Here is a 19,725-nt window from a genome sequence, read left to right as displayed (position 1 = left end):
GGCGAATGTAAAAGCGGCAGTTCCACCCTTGCGACGCACAGTCCGGCGCGGCGGCGCGGGCTGTCCCTTTCCGATCCCTTCTGCCTGGCATACGAGTTTTCCCATGACGCTGCCCGAACCCATTGCCCTTGGCGCGACGCGGCTTGGCCCGCCGGTCTTTCTGGCGCCCATGGCCGGGATCACCGACCTGGCCTTTCGCCGCGCCGTCGCGCGCCATGGCGGGGCGGGGCTGATGGTCAGCGAGATGGTCGCCTCGACCGAGATGGTGACGCCGCGCCCTTCGACCCGCGCCAGCGTCCGCGCCAAGGCGCTGACCGAAGGGGCGCTGCCGGTCAGCGTCCAGATCGCCGGGCGCGAGGCGGGCGCGATGGCTGAAACCGCGCGGATCGTCGCCGGCATGGGCGCGCGCATCATCGACATCAACATGGGCTGCCCGGCCAAGAAGGTGACGGGCGGGCTTTCGGGTGCGGCCCTGATGCGCGACCTGGACCACGCGCTGGGGCTGATTGATGCGGTGGTCGCCGCCGTGCCCGACCTGCCGGTGACGCTGAAGATGCGGCTGGGCTGGGACGGCGATTGCCTGAACGCGGCCGATCTGGCGCGCCGCGCCTCCGCGGCGGGGGTCGGGATGCTGACCGTGCACGGACGCACGCGGGCGCAATTCTATACCGGCAGCGCCGATTGGGCCGCCATCCGCGCGGTCGCGAACCTGCCGGGCCGGCCGCCGCTGGTCGCGAATGGCGACGTGGTGGACGCGGCCAGCGCCCGCGCCGCCCTGGCGCAATCGGGCGCCGATGCGGTCATGGTCGGGCGCGGCGCACAGGGCGCGCCCTGGCGGCTGGCGCAGATCGCGCACGCGCTTTGGGGCACCCCGGCGCCGCAGGTGCCGCAGGGCGCCAAGCTGGCCGATGCGGTGGCCGAGCATTACGACGACATCCTGTCGCTTTACGGGCGCGAACTGGGGCTGCGCGTCGCCCGCAAGCATCTGGGCTGGTATGCTGGGGCGAACGGCGCCCCGAACCGCGCCGAACTTTTGCGCGCCCCCACGCCCGAGGCGGCGCTGGCGGCGATCCGCGCCGGCTTCGGCGATGCCGGCAAGGCCGTTTTCCCCGAACAGGACCCTTGGGCGGCCGGGGTGCCTTCATGACCAGCCGCGCGCCGTCCGGCATGCTGCCCGACGCCGCGGCGGCTGGCGGCGGCGGCTTTGTCCCGGCCGAGGTCGGGCCGAATTGGTCGGCGCTGCCGCTGCCGGCGGTCATCCTGGACGCGCAGGGCCGCATCGCCGCGATGAACGACCTGGCCGAGGCCTTCCTGAACGTCTCGTGCCGCTCGTCGCTGGGCCAGGCGTTGGAGGGGGCCGAGATGCGAAAGCGGCTGCGCATCGTGCCGCGGCTTGGCTCGACCCTCGACCGGATGCGGGCGGGCCATGATCCGGTGAACCGCGCCGGGATCCGCTTCGAGATCGGCGACCGTTCCGGCGGCCATATCGACCGCCTTGCCACCATCCATGCCGGACCCGCGCCCAGCCCGGCGGGGGGCACGGTGATCCTGATCTCGCCGCTCGACGGGGCCGGGCGACTGGGGCAGGGGCAGGCGGCGCGTCTGGCCGCGCGCTCGGCCATCGGCATGGCCGAGATGCTGGCGCATGAGATCAAGAACCCGCTGGCCGGCATCCGCGGCGCCGCGCAGCTCATCGGCATGAACCTGACGGCCGAGGACCGCGACCTGGCCGACCTGATCGTCGCGGAATCGCGCCGCATCGTCGAATTGCTGGACCAGGTCGAACGCTTTGGCGACACCTCGGCGCCGCGGCTGGCGGCGGTGAACGTCCATGACGTGCTGGAGCGGGTGCGCCGCTCGGCCGCGGTGGGCTTTGGCAAGGGGCTGCGCATCGTGCCCGATTACGACCCCTCGCTGCCGCCGGCGCTGGCCGATGCCGACCAGCTTGTGCAGGTCTGCCTGAACCTGGTCAAGAACGCCGTCGAGGCGATCGGACGGGCAGGCGGGGGCGGCACCATCCGCATCCGCAGCTTTTACGACGGCACCCTGCGCCTGGCGCCCACCGAGGCCGAGCCGCAGGGCCGCAGCCTGCCCTTGCAGATCGAGATCGAGGATGACGGCCCCGGAATCCCCGACGCGATCATGGGCCAGGTCTTCGAGCCCTTCGTCTCGGGGCGCGAAAACGGCACCGGGCTGGGGCTGGCGCTGGTGTCCAAGATCGTCACCGACCACGGCGCCTGGATCGCGCTGGAATCCCGCCCCGGCCGCACCGTTTTCCGCATCTCCCTGTCCAAAGCCTGAGGTTTCCAATGGACGGCACCGTTCTGATCGCCGACGACGACCGCACCATCCGCACGGTCCTGACCCAGGCGCTAAGCCGCGCCGGTTGCCGGGTCCATGCCACCGGCTCGCTTTCGCAGCTTCTGCGCTGGGTCGAAGAGGGGCGGGGCGACCTGGTCATCACCGACGTGGTGATGCCCGACGGCAACGGCATCGACATGATCCCGGCGATCCGCAAGCTGCGGCCCGACTTGCCGGTGATCGTGATCTCGGCCCAGAACACCATCGTCACCGCGATCCGCGCCACCGAGGCCGCCGCCTTCGACTACCTGCCCAAGCCCTTTGACCTGCCGGACCTGATGGCGCGGGCGGGCCAGGCGCTGTCGCGCCGCGCGCGCCGGTCCCAGCCCGAGCCGGCCGCGGCCGAGGCCCAGGCCGGCGCCGACCCGGCGCTGCCGCTGATCGGCCATGCGCCGGCGATGCAGAACCTGTTCCGCATGGTCGCGCGGGTGCTGAACGCCGACCTGCCGGTGATGATCGCGGGCGAGGCGGGGGTGGGCAAGACCGTGGTCGCGCGCTCGTTCCACGACCTGTCGGACCGGCGCGAGGCGGGCTTTGTCGTGCTGACCTCGGCCGACCTTTCCGAGGAAACCCTCCACGCCGGTGCCGACCGCGCCCAGGGCGGCACCCTGCTGATCGAGGATCCGGCCGGCTTCGACGCCGCCGCCCAGGCGCGGCTGATCGGCATGGTCGAGGCATGGGAGGTCGGCCCCGGCCGCAACCTGATGCCGCGCCTGGTCTCGACCAGCGGCCCCGATCCCCAGGCGGATGTGGCCGCGGGCCGGCTGCGCGCCGATCTTTATTACCGGCTGGCCGGGGTGACGATCACCGTGCCGCCGCTGCGCGCGCGCCTGGACGACATCCCGCCGCTGGCCAGGCACCTGCTGGCGCGCGCCGCCGGCCAGGGCCTGCCCCAGCGCAGCCTGTCCGAGGGCGCGGCGGCGGTGATCCGCGCCCATCCCTTTCCCGGCAATGTGCGCGAGCTGGAAAACCTGATGCGCCGGCTGGCGCTGACCGCCGCCGCCGCCCAGATCACCGAGGCCGAGGCCGTCGCCGCGCTGGCCGAATCCGGCCCGGTCCTGGGCCGGGCCGCCCCTGCCGGGGGCGTCACGCCCGCCAACGCCCCGGCCTTGGCCGAACCGGCCGGAATGCGGCTTGCGCAATCGGTCGAAATGCATCTTCAGCGCTATTTCGCACTGCACGGCGGCGATCTGCCGCCCGCGGGGCTTTACGACCGCATCCTGCGCGAAATCGAAAGACCCCTGCTGGAGATTGCGCTGGACGCCACCGGCGGCAACCAGTTGCGTTGTGCCGATCTTCTGGGCATCAACCGCAATACGCTGCGCAAGAAACTGACCGACCTGAATATCGAGGTGACACGGCGCCGCAAACTGATGTAAAACGGCCACAGATGGCCTTGCGAGAGTCGCTGAAAGGCCACAAACGGCTGCGGCACAGCGGCGAAACCGTGAGGGCGGGCAAGGTGGCAGGAACACTGTCCAGGGGCACATGGGAACGCGTCGCGCGCCTGCGTCGCCTGCGGCGCTATCGCAATGCCGCGACCCTGGGCCTGGCGCTTCTGGGACCGGCGCTGGCGGGGCTGACATTCGCGGTCATGGGCCCCTTTGCCGATGCGACGGCGGGCGGGACGGTGCTGCGGCTGGTGCTGCTGGCCGACCTGCTTTACCTGATCGTGCTGACTGGGCTGGTGGTGGCGCGCATGACGCGGATCGTCGCGGCGCGCCGCAAGTCGGCGGCGGGATCGCGGCTGCACATGCGCCTGGTCGGGGTATTCGCCACCATCGCGCTGGTGCCGACGGTGCTGGTCGCGCTGTTTGCCGGGCTTACGGTGAATATCGGCCTGGAGGGCTGGTTCTCGAACCGGGTGCAGCAGGTGGTCTCGACCTCGCTGGCCGCCGCCGAAGCCTATCAAGAGGAACACCGCCGCGACCTGACCAACGACGCCAAGCTGCTGGCCGGGGCGCTGACCCAGGCGGCGCGGCAGAACCCCATGCTGGAAGACGGCGAATTGCGGCTGCTGCTGGGCCAGGGCCAGGCGCTGATCCAGCGCGGATTGCGCGAAGCCTATGTCATCGACGGCCGCGGCGCCATCCGCGCGCGGGGCGAGCGCAGCTATCAGTTCTGGTACGAGGAACCCTCGCCCGCCCAGTTCGACGAGGCCGCGACCCGCGGCCTGGTGCTGATCGAGGACTGGCAGAACAACGAGTTCCGCGCCATGGTGCCGCTGGCGCCGCTGGCCGACCGCTATCTTTACGTGACGCGGGACGTGGATGGCAGCCTTCTGGGCCTTTTGGACGACACCCGCCAGACCGTCGGGGACTATCAGCGGCTGGAACAGGAACGCGGCCGCGTGCTGTTCGAATTTTCCTTGCTGTACCTGGGCTTCGCGCTGCTTCTTGTCGCGGGTGCGATGTGGCTGGGGCTGTGGTTCGCCGACCGGCTTTCGGGTCCGATCGGGCGCTTGGCCGAAGCCTCGGGACAGGTGGGCGACGGCAATCTGGACCTGCAAATCCTGCCCGCCGATACCGGCGACGAAATCCAGACCCTGGGCGAAAGCTTCAACCGCATGACCCGGCAGTTGAAGCAGCAGCGCCAGGAACTAGTCGAAAGCTATCGCGCCGCCGACGACCAGCGCCGGCTGTTCGATTCCGTGCTGTCCTCGGTCACGGCCGGGGTGATCGGGCTGGATGCGGCGGGTGAGATCGACTTCCTTAACCGCTCGGCCACCCGGCTGCTGGGGCTGGACCCGGCCACGGCGCATGACCAGTTGCTGTCCGAGGCGGTGCCGGAATTCGCGCCGCTGTTCGCGCGGCTGTCGCAATCGGTCAATGAATCGGTGCAGGACGAAATCCGCCTTAGCCGCCAGGGCCGGGTGGAAAGCCTGCTGGTGCGCATGGCGATCCGCCGCGGCGCCGCCGGCGGGCTGGAAGGCTACGTGGTGGCGCTGGACGACGTTACCGACCTGGTGTCCGCGCAGCGCATGGCGGCCTGGGGCGACGTGGCGCGCCGCGTGGCGCATGAGATCAAGAACCCGCTGACCCCGATCCAGCTTTCGGCCGAACGGCTCAAGCGCAAGTTCGCCCCCCTGGCGGGCGAGGATGCCGAGGCGCTGGAGCAACTGACCGGGGTCATCATCCGCCAGACCAACGACCTGCGCCGGATCGTGGACGAATTCAGCCGCTTTGCCCGCATGCCCGAACCCGACCGCAAAGAAACCGACATCGCCAAGCTTCTGCGCGATGCCGAATTGATGCAGCGCGACGCCCTGCAAGGCGCGCTGGTCTCGGATATCCCGGACGAGCCGGTGATCGTCGATGCCGATGCCGGCATGATGCGCCAGGTCTTCACCAACCTGTTAAAGAATGCCGGGGAAGCCATTGACGAGCTGCGGCAAGATCCGCCCGCAGGCTGGTCCCCCCAGGTCCATGTCACGCTGAGCGTCGCCCCCGATTCCGTCGCCATCCGCATCACCGACAACGGGCCGGGACTGCCCCATGACCGCACCCGGCTGTTCGAACCCTATGTGACCATGAAAGCCGGGGGCACCGGGCTGGGCCTGCCCATCGTCAAGAAAATCGTCGAGGAACATGGCGGCAGCCTGGTCCTGACCGACGCGCCCCAGGGACGCGGCGCCATGGCCGAAATCCGTCTGCCGCGCGAACGCCAGCCGGTGCGCCTGTCCGCGCGCCGCCACAAACACGAGCAGGAAGCACTGAAATGAGCGATATTCTGATTGTCGATGACGAGCGGGACATCCGCGAACTGGTGTCCGACATCCTGCGCGACGAGGGTTTTTCCACCCGCCTCGCCGCCAATTCCGACCAGGCGGTGGCCCAGTTGAACACGGCCGAGCCGGCGCTGATGATCCTCGACATCTGGCTCAAGGACAGCAAGATGGACGGGATCGACATCCTCAAGCAGGTCAAGCGCAACAATCCCGACGTGCCGGTGGTCATCATCTCGGGCCACGGCAATATCGAGATCGCGGTGGCGGCGATCAAGCAGGGCGCCTATGATTTCATCGAAAAGCCCTTCAACATCGACCAGCTTCTGGTGGTGATCCGCCGCGCCATGGAAACCGCGCGCCTGCGCCGCGAGAACTCGACGCTCAAGCGCGGAGAGGCACGGGGCGCCGAGATGCTGGGCAATTCCGCCCCGTTCCGCCGCCTGCGCGAACAGCTCGACAAGGTGGCGAAATCGAACGGCCGGGTCATGCTGACCGGCGAACCCGGCGTCGGCAAGGAAACCGCCGCGCGCTATGTCCATGGCCAGGGCCCGCGCGCCCGCGCGCCCTTCGTCACCGTCCCTTGCGCGACCATCGAGCCCGAACATATGGAAGAGGTGCTCTTTGGCCGCGAAACCGAAGGGCGCGGGATCGAGCCGGGCCTGCTGGAACAGGCGCATGGCGGGGTGATCTATTTCGACGAGGTGGCGGACATGCCGCCCGGCACCCAGACCAAGATCCTGCGGGTGCTGACCGAACAGCAGTTCACCCGCTCGGGCGGCACCGACAAGGTGCGGGTGGACCTGCGGGTGATCTCCTCGACCAATCGCGACCTTTCCGCCGAGATCGCCGCCGGCCGCTTCCGCCAGGAACTCTACGACCGGCTGAACGTGGTGCCGGTGGCGGTGCCGTCGCTGGCCGATCGCCGCGAGGACGTGGCGCTGCTGGCCGAGCATTTCATCGAACAGTTCCACGCCGCGCAAGGCCTGCCGCTGCGCGCCCTGCCCGAGGAAACCAGCGCCGCATTGCAGGCGATGAACTGGCCGGGCAATATCCGCCAGCTTCGCAACGTGGTCGAACGCGTGCTGATCCTGGGCGATGGCACCGGACCGATCCAGCCCTCGGAACTGGAAGGGCAGAACGGCAATGCCGGCGCCAGCACCAGCGAGGCCCTGGCGCTTGGGCCGCAGATCACCAGCCTGGCGCTGCGCGAGGCGCGCGAACTGTTCGAGCGGGAATACCTGCTGGCACAGATCAACCGCTTTGGCGGCAATATCAGCCGGACGGCGCAATTCGTCGGCATGGAGCGGTCGGCCCTGCACCGCAAGCTCAAGTCGCTCGGCGTCGTCGGCGGCATGCGCGTCGAGGAAGAGATGATGGGGAAATGATGGCGGCGCCGTGCCGGTGGCGCCGCCGCATGAGTATTTGGAAAACGGTGAATGGCAGATGCTGCGCCCCGGGTCACCGGGAGTCTGAAGATCGCTCCAGGGCGATCCGGGGCGCTTTCACCGTTTGCGGTCATCGGCTCTCCAGCCTGTACCGCATGACCCGTCTACAGAAACGAAGTTAAGAAAAGCCTAACCGCTTCACCGTTTTCCAAATACTCATGCGGCGATGACGCTGGCGGGGTGGCGGCATGGGTGTCGCTGACGCTTTCGCTGTATCCGCCGCCGGCGCCCCGCGCTAGGATCGCGCTTCAAGAAGGGCATGAACCGGGACCGGAATGAAGATCATCATCTGCGGGGCAGGGCAGGTCGGCTGGCATATCGCGCGCCATCTTGCGGGCGAGCGCAACGATGTCACCGTCATCGACACCAATGCCGAGCTGATCCGGCGCGCCACCGATGCGCTGGACGTGCAGGGCGTCACCGGCTTTGCCAGCCATCCCGACGTGCTGGACCGGGCCGGCGCGCGCGACGCCGACCTGATCATCGCCGCGACCCATTCGGACGAGGTGAACATGGTCACCTGCCAGGTCGCCCATTCCGTCTTCCAGGTGCCGCGCAAGATCGCGCGGCTGCGCAGCTCGGCCTATCTGGACGCGATCTATTCCGATCTCTATCGCACCGACCACCTGCCCATCGACGTGGTCATCAGCCCCGAGCGCGAGGTGGCGCGCGCGGCGATGCAGCGGCTTTCGGCGCCCTCGACCTTTGATGCCGAGACCTTTCTGGAAGGTCGGCTGCATCTTCTGGGGATCGCGCTGGAACCCGACAGCCCGGTGCTGAACACGCCCCTGCGCCAGCTTAACGACATGTTCATCAGCCTTAGCGCCATCGTGGCCGGGGTGCGGCGCGGCGGCAAGCTGTTCGCGCCCGAACCCGGCGACCAGCTTTTCGAGGGCGACCAGGTCTATGTCTTCACCCTGACCGAGGACGTGGCGCGCACGCTGGAGATCTTTGGCAAGCCCATGGCGCGGCAGGACAGCGTCGTCATCATCGGCGCGGGCAATGTCGGCCTTGCCGTCGCGCAATCGCTTGAGGCGCGTCCCGAGCGTATCCGCGTCAAGCTGATCGAGCGCAGCCGCGCCCGCGCCGAGGATGCGGCGGACGCGTTGAACCGGACCATCGTGCTGCATGGCGACGGGCTGTCGGCGGAACTGCTGGAAGAGGCCGCGGTGCCGCGCGCCGATGCGGTGCTGGCCATCACCGACGACGACAAGACCAATATCCTGGCCGCGGTGCGCGCCAAGCAGGCCGGCGCCAAGCTGGCCATATCGCTGGTCAACGACCCGACCCTGATGCCGCTGATGGAGCCCTTGGACATCGACGCCTTCATCAACCCGCGCGCCAGCACGGTTTCCACCATCCTGCGCCATATCCGGCACGGACGGGTGCGCGACATCTATTCCGTCGGCGATGCCGAGGCCGAGGTGATCGAGGCGCAGGTGCTGTCGACATCGCCCATCGCCGGGCGGGCGGTGCGCGACATCGACTTTCCCGAGGGGGCGCTGATGGGCGCGGTGCGCAAGGGCGGGCGCGTGGTCAAGCCCACGGGCGATCTGCGCATCGAAGAGGGCGACATCGTGGTGATCTTCGCCCTAGTTTCCGACATTCCCGAGGTCGAGCGCCTGTTGCAGGTCTCGATCGACTTCTTCTGAGGCGGGCGATGAAGCGATTGCTGCGCCTGCCGCTGATCGTGATCCTGGCGGGGATCGGGGCGCTGGCCATGGTGTGGCCGGGGCTTTATGCCCATGCGCTGGATCAGCATAAGATCGGCTCGATCTTCCTGGGTTCGGCGGGGCTGTTCGCGATCCTTGCCGCGATGCTGGGCATTGCCACCGCCGACCGGCCCGAGGCGCCAAGGGCGCTGAGCGTGCTGTTGACCATGCTGGGCACCATGGCGCTGCTGCCGGCGATGCTGGCCGTGCCCTTTGTTCTGTCCCAGCCCGATACCGGCTTTTTCAACGCCTGGTGGGAAATGACCTCTTCGATCACCGCCACCGGCGCGTCGCTTTACGCAGCCGACCTGTTGCCGGCGCCGCTGCATCTGTGGCGGGCCATCGTCGGCTGGCTTGGCGGGCTGTTCATGCTGGTGGCGGCGATCGCGCTGCTTGCGCCGCTGCGGGTCGGCGGGTTCGAGATCATGTCCTCGCCCTATGGGCGCAGCGAGCGGTCCGAGCGGCTGCCGCGTTCGGCCGATGCGCCGCCGACGGCGGGTCATCTGTCGCATCCCGGCTTTCAGACCGAACTGGCCGATCCGGTGCATCGGGTGATGCGGGCGGGCCGGGTGGTGCTGCCGGTCTATGCCGGGCTGACGCTGCTGATGTGGATGCTGCTTTTGATGCTGGGCGAGCCGGGGCTGCTGGCACTGACCCGCGCCATGGGCACGCTGTCGACCAGCGGCATCAGCCCGGTCGACGGCGCCGCGGGGCAGGGCAGCGGCATCATGGGCGAGGTGGTGATCTTCCTGTTCCTGATCCCAGCCTTGTCGCGCCGCTTCTGGCCCGGCGGGGGCGAGCTTCGGACCAGCGAAAGCTGGGTCCAGGACCCGGAACTGCGCATGGCGGCGGGCGTGGTGCTGCTGGTTTCGGTCGTGCTTTTCGCGCGGCATTTCGCCGGCGCGATCGGCGTATCGCCCAGCGGGGCCAAGGGGGTTCTGGACACGCTGGACAGCGCCGCCTCGGCCGCCTGGGGGGGCATCTTCAACGGGCTTAGCTATCTGACCACCACCGGCTGGAACTCGGTCGAATGGCAGGGCGCGCGCAACTGGTCGGGGCTGAGCTCGCCCGGCCTGATGCTGGCGGGGCTGGCGATGATGGGCGGCGGCGTCGCCACCACGGCGGGGGGCGTCAAGCTGCTGCGCGTCTATGCGCTGGCCCGCCATTCCGAACGCGAGCTGGAGCGGATCGTGCACCCCGCCTCGGTCGGGGGCGGCGGCCGGATGGCGCGGCGGCTGCGGCGCGAAGGGGCCTATCTGGCCTTTATCTTCTTCATGCTTTTCGCCAGTTCCATCGCGGTGACGGTGATGCTGGTCTCGTTGCAGCGAATCGAGTTCGATTCGGCGACGATCCTGTCCATCGCCGCGCTGACCAATACCGGCCAGCTTGCCGGCGCGATTCCGCTGACCCCGACCTTCCAGGGATCGGCCGGCATGGCGGGGGCGCCCTGGGCCGGCTGGGCGGGCCTGCCTGCGTTGACCAAGGCGGTGCTGGCCGGCGCCATGATCGTCGGCCGGGTCGAGACGCTGGCGATCCTGGCGCTGGTTTCGCCGGAATATTGGCGCCGCTAGGCGGGATCGCGCGCTTGCAAGCCGCTGCGCGCTCGCCTAAGTCTTGGAAACCAGCGATAAGAAAGAACAAGGTGCATCGAATGGCCGGCGACAAACAGAACCTCCAGGACGCATTTCTGAACCATGTCCGCAAGGCCAAGGTTCCGGTCACGATTTTCCTTATCAACGGTGTGAAATTGCAGGGCGTCATCACTTGGTTCGACAATTTCTGCGTGCTTCTGCGCCGCGACGGGCAGTCGCAACTGGTCTATAAGCACGCCATCTCGACCATCATGCCGGGGCAGCCGATCAGCCTCTATGAGGGCGAGGACTGATTGGCCGAACCCACGGAAACCCGCCAGCGCCCGACACGGGCCTATGTGATCCATCCCGATCTGGGCAATGCGCGCACCCGGCGCGCGCCGGAACTGGCGCTGGAAGAAGCGGTCGGGCTGGCCCGTGCGCTGCCCGCGATCGAACTTGCCGGGGCCGAGGTGGCGCGGCTGCGCAACCCCGATCCCGGCATGCTGTTTTCCAAGGGCAAGCGCCAGGAAATCGGCCAGCACCTTGCCGCCGTCGCTGGGGGCGAGGGGGCCGAACTGGTGCTGATCGACGGGCCGGTGACGCCGGTCCAGCAGCGCAACCTGGAAAAGGAATGGGGCGTCAAGATCCTGGACCGCACCGGGCTGATCCTGGAAATCTTTGCCGACCGCGCCCAGACCCGCGAAGGCGTCTTGCAGGTGGAACTGGCGGCCTTGGCCTATCAGCGCACCCGGCTGGTCCGGGCCTGGACCCATCTGGAGCGCCAGCGCGGCGGGTTGGGTTTCGTCGGCGGTCCCGGCGAGACCCAGATCGAGGCCGACCGCCGCGCCATCGACGACCAGATGGTGCGCCTGCGCCGGCAGTTGGAACGGGTGGTCAGGACGCGAGAGCTGCATCGCAGGGCCCGCGCCAAGGTGCCCTATCCCATCGTGGCGCTGGTCGGCTATACTAACGCGGGGAAATCCACGCTGTTCAACCGCCTGACCGGGGCCGAGGTCCTGGCCCAGGACCAGCTTTTCGCCACGCTGGACCCGACGATGCGGCAACTGACCTTGCCCGGCGGGCGGCGGGTCATCCTGTCCGATACCGTGGGCTTCATCAGCGATCTGCCGCATGAGCTGGTCGCCGCCTTCCGCGCCACCCTGGAAGAGGTGCTGGCCGCCGACCTGATCCTGCATGTGCGCGACATCAGCCATCCCGAGACCGAGGAGCAGGCCGGCGACGTCGGCGAGATCCTCGATTCGCTGGGTGTCGAAGAGGACGTGCCGCTGATCGAGGTCTGGAACAAGATCGACGCGCTGTCGCCGGAAATCCGCGCCGCGCTTCAGCGCACAGATGCGCGCACCCAGGGCGTCCAGGCGATCTCGGCCCTGTCGGGCGAGGGGCTGGACGGGCTGCTGGCCGCCATCGAGGCGCTGCTGGCCGAGGCCCTGGACGAGCCGCGATGCGAAGCGGAGCTGCTGCTGCCGCATTCCGACGGGCGCCGCAGGGCCTGGCTGCACCAGCAGGGCGTCGTCACCCGCGAAGAGGTGCTGGAGGAAGGGGTCCGGTTGCGCCTGCACTGGACCGGGCGGCAGAGGGCCGCGTTCGAGGCGCTTTGACCGGGGAACGATGCTGGCCCGGCCAACCGCAGCGATATTTGCAGGCGTTTCCGGCTAAATACCTAAAATGCGGCGAAAAACCCGCTTGAGATTGCGCAAAACAGACAATAAGACCCGATCCACATATGGTATGAGGTTCTTATGGTCGGACGTATCTTTGCGCTTTGCGCGGCATTTTCCCTGGCGGGTTGCGCAACCATCACCCGCGGGACCAAGGACGTGCTGGTCGTCAACTCCACGCCGGGCGGGGCGCAGGTCAAGCTGAGCGACGGGCAATCCTGCGACAATACCCCGTGCAGCTTCAAGGTTCCGCGCAAGTCGGAATTGAACGTCATGGTGACGAAGGATCGCTGCAAGCCGCAGCAGATCCGGGTGACGAACCGCATCGCCAGCGGCGGCGGCGCGGCAATGGCCGGCAATGTGCTGGTGGGCGGGATCATCGGCGCGGGTGTCGATGCAAGTTCCGGCGCCATGCTGGAACTGGTGCCGAACCCCGTCAATATCCAACTGGAATGCCGCTGAGCCGCAGGCTCGGCTGATCTCCGGCGGCGGTCGGACGCGGTGGGGCATTGCTTGCATTCCGCCGCATCCGTCACGCCGCCGGGCATTGACACCCAAGGCGGCGGCCCGCTCCGCCGGCCGGGACCGGGCCGCTAACATGATCGCCAAACCGGCCGGACGGGTGCGAACCGCCCCGAGCCGACATGCGAATCCATCAACGAAGCCGTGAACGAAGCCCGCCCGGCGCGGGGCTCGATTCGCTTGCCGCTTAGCCGCCGACGGGGACCCAGCGCCAGTCGCGCATCCTGCCGCGAAAGAAACTGCGCTGTGCCTTGGCGTATTGCCGGGTCGCGACGATGGCGCGCCCGACGGCCTCGTCAAGGTCGATCCGGCCTTGCAGATGCGCCACCAGGTCCGGCGCGCCGATGGCCTTGGCCCATAGCGCCTGGGGATCCCAGGCCGGCAGCATCGCGCGCACCTCGTCCAGCGCGCCCTGGTCCAGCATCATCTGAAAGCGCCCGCCGATGCGCTTGGCCAGCCAGTCGCGGTCCGGGTCCAGCACCAGCAGATGCGCGGTGGCGGGGTCGATCAGGGGCGGCGGCGTCTCGGCCTGCCAGTCGGCGATGCCGCGCCCGGTGGTCGACAGCACCTCCCAGGCGCGCTGGACGCGGACCGGGTTCTTCAGGTCGATGCGCGTGCGGGTCGGCGCATCCAGATCCGCGATCAGCCGCGCCAGCCCCGCCGGCTCGCGCAGCAGGCGGTCGGCCTTGGCGCGGATCTCTGCCGGGGTCGGGGGAATCACCGCCAGCCCGCGGCTGAGCGCGTTAAGATAAAGCCCGGTGCCGCCCACAACGATCAACCGCCCGCCGCCGGGCCGCAGCAGCGCCGCAACCTCGGCCAGCCAGGCGCCGACGGAATAGGCGCGGCCCGGCCCGACATGGCCGTAAAGCGCGTGCGGCGCGCGCGCCTCGTCCTGGGGCGTGGGGCGGGCGGTCAGCACCCGCCAGCAGGACCAGACCTGCAAGGCATCGGCATTGACGATGGTGCCGCCCTGACGCTCGGCGATCTCCAGCGCCAGGGCGGATTTGCCGCTGGCGGTGGGTCCGGCGATCAGGACATGGCGGCCGGGATCCAGTTCGGACAGGATGGGGTGACGCTGGGTCATTTCGGCTCGTGTCGGCGGCGGTTGAACATGCAGCCTGTTTGCGACATTTTGCCGGGCGATGAAACAGCCGCAAAAAAGGTGAACCCATGTCGGAAAGCGCGTCCAAGACCCCCGGAAGCTATTCTCGCGTCATGCTGAAGATTTCGGGCGAGGCGCTGATGGGGGACCAAGGCTATGGCCTGCACCCGCCGACCGTCGCCCGCATCGCCCAAGAGGTCAAATCCGTCCATGACATGGGGGTCGAGATCTGCATGGTCATCGGCGGCGGCAACATCTTCCGCGGACTTCAGGGCAGCGCCCAGGGCATGGAGCGGGCAACCGCCGACTATATGGGCATGCTGGCCACGGTGATGAACGCGCTGGCCATGCAGGCCGCGCTGGAGGCGCTGGCGATCCACACCCGCGTTATCTCGGCCATCCGCATGGACGAGGTGGCCGAGCCCTATATCCGCCGCCGCGCCATCCGCCATCTGGAAAAGAAGCGCGTCTGCGTCTTTGCCGCCGGCACCGGCAATCCCTATTTCACCACCGACACCGCCGCCACGCTGCGCGCCAATGAAATGAACTGCGAGGCGATCTTCAAGGGCACCAAGGTCGATGGCGTCTATGACCGGGACCCCAAGAAATTCCCCGATGCCAAGCGTTACGACAGCGTGACCTATGACGAGGTGCTGCAAAAGCACCTGGGGGTCATGGATGCCTCGGCCATCGCGCTGGCGCGCGACAACGACCTGCCGATCATCGTCTTTTCGCTGGACGAGCCCGGCGGTTTCCGCGGCATTCTGGCGGGCAACGGCACATATACGCGTGTGCATGGCTGAAAAACCCGCATAGGCTTTGCCATGCCGGCCCGGCTCGGCTAAAAGCGGCGAAAATCACAGCATAGAGGCCATGACCGAGCATGTCCGACGAGATCGAGATCGATACCGACGACCTGGAACGCCGCATGAAGGGCGCGATGGAATCCCTGCGCCATGAATTCGGCTCGCTGCGCACCGGCCGCGCCTCGGCCGGCATGGTCGAACCGATCATGGTCGATGCCTATGGCTCGCCCACGCCGATCAACCAGATCGGCACCGTGAACGTGCCCGAGCCGCGCATGGTCACGATCAACATCTGGGACAAGGCGCTGGTCGGCAAGGCCGAGAAGGCGATCCGCGAATCGGGCCTGGGCATCAACCCGCAGCTCAACGGCACCATCATCATGCTGCCGATCCCCGAACTGAACGAGGAACGCCGCCGCGAATTGACCCGCGTGGCCGCGCAATTCGCCGAACATGCCCGCGTCGCCATCCGCAACGTGCGCCGCGACGGCATGGACCAGATCAAGAAGGCCAAATCCTCGGGCATGTCCGAGGACGACCAGAAATTCTGGGAAACGGCGGTGCAGGAACTGACCGACAAGATGATCGCCTCGGTCGATCAGGCGCTCGAGGCCAAGCAGGCCGAAATCATGCAGGTCTGACGCATGGCCGAAACCGCAGCCAGCCTGTCGAAACCCGGCGAAGGGGACCAGCGGCCCCGCCATGTCGCCATCATCATGGATGGCAACGGCCGCTGGGCCAAGAACCGGGGCTGGCCGCGGCTGGTCGGGCATCGCCGCGGGGCCGAGCGCGTCAAGCAGATCGTCCGCGCCTGTCCCGACCTGGGGGTGAACTGGCTGACCGTCTATGCCTTCTCGACCGAGAACTGGAAGCGCTCGACCGAGGAAGTGCTGGGCCTGATGGGCATCTTTGCCCGCTATATCGAGCGCGAGGCCGACGGGCTTTCGGCCGAAGGCGTGCGCATGCGCTTCATCGGCGGGCGCGAGCGGCTGGAGCCCAAGCTGCAACGCCTGATGGAAGGGATCGAAAGCCGCACCGCCCGCAACACGCGGCTGAACCTGACCGTGGCGATCAATTACGGCGGCCGGGACGAGTTGGCGCGCGCCGCCAACCGGCTGGCGGCCCGCATCGCGCGCGGCGACATCGCCGAGCCGACCGAGGCCGATCTGGCCGATTGCCTGGATACCGCCGGCCATCCCGATCCCGACCTGGTGATCCGCACCAGCGGAGAGACGCGGACCTCGAACTTCCTGCCCTTCCAGGCGGCCTATTCGGAATATGAATTCACCCAGACGCTCTGGCCGGATTTCACGCCGGACCATCTGGCCGAAATCCTTGACCGCTACGGGTTGCGCGAACGGCGCTTCGGCAGCGTATGAGCCGGGATGGTCCCCAGCAGGGCCGGTTGCGCGGCGCCTTGCAGCGCGGCCGCGACCGATGGGCCGACCTTTGGCCGCGCGTCCTGTCGGGCGCGGTGCTGGCGGTTCTGGGGCTGCTTTTGCTGTTTTCCAGCGGGTTGTGGATCAGGCTGGGCGTGTCGGTGGCCGTCGGGGTGATGATCTGGGAACTGGCGCGGCTGACCGGCTGGCGTCACCCCGAATTCCACAGTCCGCGCCACCCGGTGCTGATCGCCATCCTGTCGGGGCTGGTGATGCTGGCCATGCTGGTGCTGCCCGGCGACTGGCCGATGGCGCTGGCGCTGGTGCCGATGATCGCCGGCTGGCCGGGCACACATGAACACGAACGCCCGGCCTATCTGCTGTTCACCCTGGCGATCCTGGGGGCGGGCTACGGGCTGGTGGTCATCCGCGAGGTGATGGGCCTGCCCACCTTGGCCTGGATCGTCGGCACCGTGGTGCTGTCCGACCTGCTGGGCTATTTCGTCGGCCGCAAGCTGGGCGGCCCGCGTTTCTGGCCCGCGATCAGCCCCAAGAAGACCTGGAGCGGCACCATCGCCGGCTGGGCGGGCGCGCTGGTGCTGGCGCTGCTGCTGGTGCTGGTCGGCCAGGCACCCTGGCCGGTGCTGGTGCTGGGACCGCTGCTGGCGCTGGCCGGGCAGTTCGGCGACATCGCGGAAAGCTGGCTCAAGCGGCGGGTCGGGGTCAAGGACAGTTCCGATCTGATCCCAGGCCATGGCGGGGCGATGGACCGCTTCGACGCCATGTCGGGGGCGCTGCTGGTGGCGCTTGTGTTGTTGATAGGCAATCTTTTACCCGTGATCGGAGGCTGAAAGGATGCGCAGCATAACCGTGCTGGGCGCGACCGGATCGGTCGGCGAAAGCGCGTTCGATCTGTTGATGCGCGCGGGCGGGCCGGACCGGTTCCGAACGGTCGCGCTGACCGGCGGTGCCAATGTCTTGCGCCTGGCCCAGATGGCCCGCGCCTTGCGGGCCGAAATCGCCGTCACCGCCTGGCCGCAATGCCTGGACCAGTTGCGCGCCGCGCTGGCCTGCAGCGGCATCAAGGCCACGGCGGGGCCGCAGGCCGTGGCCGAGGCCGCGGCGCGTCCCGCCGACTGGACGCTTTCCGCCATCGTCGGCGCCGCCGGCCTGCCGCCGGGGCTGGAGGTGCTGGCCCGCGGCGGCACGCTGGCGCTGGCGAACAAGGAAACCCTGGTCGCCGCCGGGCCGCTGGTCATGTCCCGCGCCCGCGAAACCGGCGCGCGGATCCTGCCGGTCGATTCCGAACATTCCGCGATATTCCAGGCGCTTCAGGGCGAAAACCTGGAAACTGTCGAGCATGTGACCATCACCGCCTCGGGCGGGGCGTTCCGCGACTGGCCGCTGGAGCGGCTGGCGCAGGCCACCGTGGCCGAGGCCAGCCGGCACCCGAACTGGGACATGGGCCAGCGCATCACCATCGACAGCGCCAGCATGTTCAACAAGGCGCTGGAAGTCATTGAAGCGCATGAGTTCTTCGGCCTTGGCGCCGAGCGTTTGCGGGTTCTGGTGCATCCGCAGTCGATCATCCATGCCATGGTGACGCATCGCGACGGCGGCAGCATCGCGCATCTGGGGGCGCCGGACATGCGCCATGCCATCGGCTATGCGCTGAACTGGCCGGAGCGCGCCGCGCTGCCGGTGCCGGCGCTGGACCTGGCGGCGCTTGGCAGCCTGAGCTTTGCCGCGCCCGACGAGGCGCGCTGGCCCGCCCTGCGCCTGGCGCGCGAGGCGATTGCGGCCGGGGGGGCCGCGGGCGCGGTGCTGAACGCGGCCAAGGAACAGGCGCTCGATGATTTCATCGCCGGGCGCATCCGCTTTACCGACATGGCCCCGGCGGTCGAGCATGCGCTGGAACAAGCCGCGCGCGAGGCCGGTTTCGGGCAAAGCCCGCGCGACCTGGCCCAGGTGCTGCATTGGGACGGTTTCGCGCGCCGGGCGGCCGCGCAATGGCAGGGGGCGGCATGAGCCTGGTTCTGGACATGATGGGCGGGTTCCTGTGGACCGCGGCGGCCTTTGTCGTGGCGCTGTCGATCATCGTCACCGTGCATGAATACGGCCATTACATCATCGGCCGGCTTTGCGGCATCAAGGCCGAGTGCTTTTCGCTGGGCTTCGGGCCGCGGCTGGTCTCGCGCCGCGACCGGCATGGCACGTTGTGGCAGGTGGCGGCGATCCCGCTGGGCGGCTATGTGCGCTTCCTGGGCGATGCGGATGCGGCCAGCGCCGGCTCGGTCCCGGTCGAGCCGGGCCGGGCGCGCCAAAGCCTGACCGGCGCGCCGCTTTGGGCGCGCTTCGCCACCGTGGCGGCGGGGCCGCTGTTCAACTTTGCCCTGTCCATCCTGGTCTTTGCCGGCATGGCGATCTGGCAGGGCCTGCCGGTCGATGAGGTCGAGGTCGGCCGGCTGCACCCGGTGCCGCCCGGCGTCGAGATGCAGTTGCAGCCTGGCGACCGCGTCCTGGCGCTGGACGGCCGTCCGGTCGAAAGCTGGCGCGATCTTGGCGCGGCTGCGGCCGACCTGCCCGCGCGGGACAGCCATGACTGGACGGTGCTGCGCGACGGCGCGCAGATCACCGTGCCGGGGCCTGGCCCGATGCCGCCGTTGGTCACGGGCATCGCGCCGCGCAGTTCGGCGGCGGCCGCGGGCCTGCAACCCGGCGACGTGATCCTGGCCATCGACGGACAGCCGGTCTCGCGCTTTGACGAGCTGCGCGAACATGTGGCCAAGGCCGAGGGGCGGCCGGTGCTGCTGAAGGTCTGGCGCCAGGGCGAGGGGGTGGCCGACTATACCCTGGCGGCGCGCGAACAGGACCTGCCGACCGAGGACGGCTATACCCGGCGCTGGCTGATCGGCGTGACCGGCGGCGGCACCTATTTCGAGCCGGCGACCCGGCCGGCCGGCACCGCCGAGGCGCTGGGGATCGGCGCCGCGCGCACCTGGGACATCATCGCCTCGTCCGTGTCGGGGCTTTGGGCGATGATCACCGGCCAGATCGGCAGTTGCAACCTGGGCGGCGCGATCTCGATCGCCGAGACCACGGGACAGGCGGCTGCGGCGGGGGGCGGCAACTTCATCTGGTGGATCGCGGTGCTGTCGGCGGCCATCGGCTTTCTGAACCTCTTGCCGGTGCCGGTGCTGGATGGCGGGCACCTGATGTTCTATCTCTACGAGGCGGTTGCGGGGCGGCGGCCTTCGGACCGGGTGATGGACATCCTGTCGGCGCTGGGGCTGGCGGCGGTTCTGTCGCTGATGGTTCTGGGCCTCAGCAACGATCTTTTCTGCCCGTGAACCGGCCTTGGCTTTTGACAGCACGGCCCGCTTCGCGGTATCCATCGGGGCAAATATGGCGGGACAAA

General features: G+C 68.7%; 17 protein-coding genes. 16 read left to right on the top strand and 1 reads right to left on the bottom strand.

Annotated features, from left to right (window positions below):
• Positions 1–103: 103 nt before the first annotated feature.
• The 10 genes from dusB (at position 104) to F3H32_RS11295 (ending at position 12,960) form a co-directional block, all read left to right on the top strand.
• Entirely contained in the window at positions 104–1,147 is a 1,044-nt protein-coding gene (gene dusB, locus F3H32_RS11340) for a tRNA dihydrouridine synthase DusB (RefSeq protein ID WP_149765956.1), read from the top strand.
• Positions 1,144–2,301, top strand: a complete 1,158-nt coding sequence (locus F3H32_RS11335; protein WP_149765955.1) for a two-component system sensor histidine kinase NtrB — start codon at positions 1,144–1,146, stop codon at positions 2,299–2,301. The genes dusB and F3H32_RS11335 overlap by 4 nt, the downstream gene beginning before the upstream one ends.
• Before the next feature lie 8 nt (positions 2,302–2,309).
• Positions 2,310–3,740, top strand: coding sequence for a response regulator (locus F3H32_RS11330; RefSeq protein ID WP_149765954.1), 1,431 nt, complete (start codon positions 2,310–2,312; stop codon positions 3,738–3,740).
• An 83-nt stretch (positions 3,741–3,823) separates the two neighbouring features.
• Positions 3,824–6,082, top strand: a complete 2,259-nt coding sequence (locus tag F3H32_RS11325; protein WP_149765953.1) for a sensor histidine kinase NtrY-like — start codon at positions 3,824–3,826, stop codon at positions 6,080–6,082.
• Positions 6,079–7,473, top strand: coding sequence for a nitrogen assimilation response regulator NtrX (ntrX, locus tag F3H32_RS11320; RefSeq protein WP_149765952.1), 1,395 nt, complete (start codon positions 6,079–6,081; stop codon positions 7,471–7,473). Before F3H32_RS11325 ends, ntrX begins: the two co-directional genes overlap by 4 nt.
• A 335-nt stretch (positions 7,474–7,808) precedes the next feature.
• Positions 7,809–9,185, top strand: a complete 1,377-nt coding sequence (gene trkA, locus F3H32_RS11315) for a Trk system potassium transporter TrkA (protein ID WP_115755944.1) — start codon at positions 7,809–7,811, stop codon at positions 9,183–9,185.
• A gap of 8 nt (positions 9,186–9,193) precedes the next feature.
• Positions 9,194–10,816 (top strand): potassium transporter TrkG, encoded by a 1,623-nt coding sequence (locus tag F3H32_RS11310; RefSeq protein WP_149765951.1) that lies wholly within the window; start codon positions 9,194–9,196, stop codon positions 10,814–10,816.
• A gap of 80 nt (positions 10,817–10,896) precedes the next feature.
• Positions 10,897–11,130: an RNA chaperone Hfq gene (gene hfq, locus F3H32_RS11305; RefSeq protein ID WP_020949330.1), complete on the top strand. Its 234-nt coding sequence runs from the start codon at positions 10,897–10,899 to the stop codon at positions 11,128–11,130.
• Positions 11,131–12,438: a GTPase HflX gene (hflX, locus tag F3H32_RS11300; RefSeq protein WP_149765950.1), complete on the top strand. Its 1,308-nt coding sequence runs from the start codon at positions 11,131–11,133 to the stop codon at positions 12,436–12,438. It begins immediately after the preceding gene.
• A 141-nt stretch (positions 12,439–12,579) separates the two neighbouring features.
• Entirely contained in the window at positions 12,580–12,960 is a 381-nt protein-coding gene (locus F3H32_RS11295) for a translation initiation factor 2 (RefSeq protein WP_149765949.1), read from the top strand.
• 247 nt (positions 12,961–13,207) lie between these two features.
• Here F3H32_RS11295 and miaA read toward each other — a convergent pair whose 3' ends face one another.
• A complete protein-coding gene (miaA, locus tag F3H32_RS11290) occupies positions 13,208–14,104 on the bottom strand; it encodes a tRNA (adenosine(37)-N6)-dimethylallyltransferase MiaA (RefSeq protein ID WP_149765948.1) in 897 nt (298 codons plus the stop codon).
• Positions 14,105–14,190: 86 nt separating this feature from the next.
• On the opposite strand from miaA, the gene pyrH reads away from it, so the two are divergent.
• The 6 genes from pyrH to rseP all read left to right on the top strand — a co-directional run bounded on the left by pyrH (position 14,191) and on the right by rseP (position 19,657).
• Positions 14,191–14,925, top strand: coding sequence for a UMP kinase (gene pyrH, locus F3H32_RS11285; protein ID WP_115755949.1), 735 nt, complete (start codon positions 14,191–14,193; stop codon positions 14,923–14,925).
• A gap of 80 nt (positions 14,926–15,005) precedes the next feature.
• Positions 15,006–15,569 (top strand): ribosome recycling factor, encoded by a 564-nt coding sequence (gene frr, locus F3H32_RS11280; protein ID WP_149765947.1) that lies wholly within the window; start codon positions 15,006–15,008, stop codon positions 15,567–15,569.
• 3 nt (positions 15,570–15,572) lie between these two features.
• On the top strand, positions 15,573–16,307 hold the full coding sequence (gene uppS, locus F3H32_RS11275; protein ID WP_149765946.1) for a polyprenyl diphosphate synthase: 735 nt from the start codon (positions 15,573–15,575) through the stop codon (positions 16,305–16,307).
• Positions 16,304–17,158 (top strand): phosphatidate cytidylyltransferase, encoded by an 855-nt coding sequence (locus F3H32_RS11270; RefSeq protein WP_149765945.1) that lies wholly within the window; start codon positions 16,304–16,306, stop codon positions 17,156–17,158. The genes uppS and F3H32_RS11270 overlap by 4 nt, the downstream gene beginning before the upstream one ends.
• A gap of 4 nt (positions 17,159–17,162) precedes the next feature.
• The gene (gene dxr, locus F3H32_RS11265) at positions 17,163–18,335 is read left to right on the top strand and encodes a 1-deoxy-D-xylulose-5-phosphate reductoisomerase (RefSeq protein ID WP_149765944.1); all 1,173 of its coding nucleotides are present in this window, start codon (positions 17,163–17,165) and stop codon (positions 18,333–18,335) included.
• Positions 18,332–19,657: an RIP metalloprotease RseP gene (gene rseP / locus F3H32_RS11260; protein WP_149765943.1), complete on the top strand. Its 1,326-nt coding sequence runs from the start codon at positions 18,332–18,334 to the stop codon at positions 19,655–19,657. The genes dxr and rseP overlap by 4 nt, the downstream gene beginning before the upstream one ends.
• The last annotated feature ends 68 nt before the right edge of the window (positions 19,658–19,725 follow it).

It is taken from the genome of Paracoccus thiocyanatus (assembly GCF_900156255.1).
GTDB lineage: Bacteria > Pseudomonadota > Alphaproteobacteria > Rhodobacterales > Rhodobacteraceae > Paracoccus > Paracoccus thiocyanatus.
This window is presented reverse-complemented; position numbering and strand designations above follow the sequence as displayed.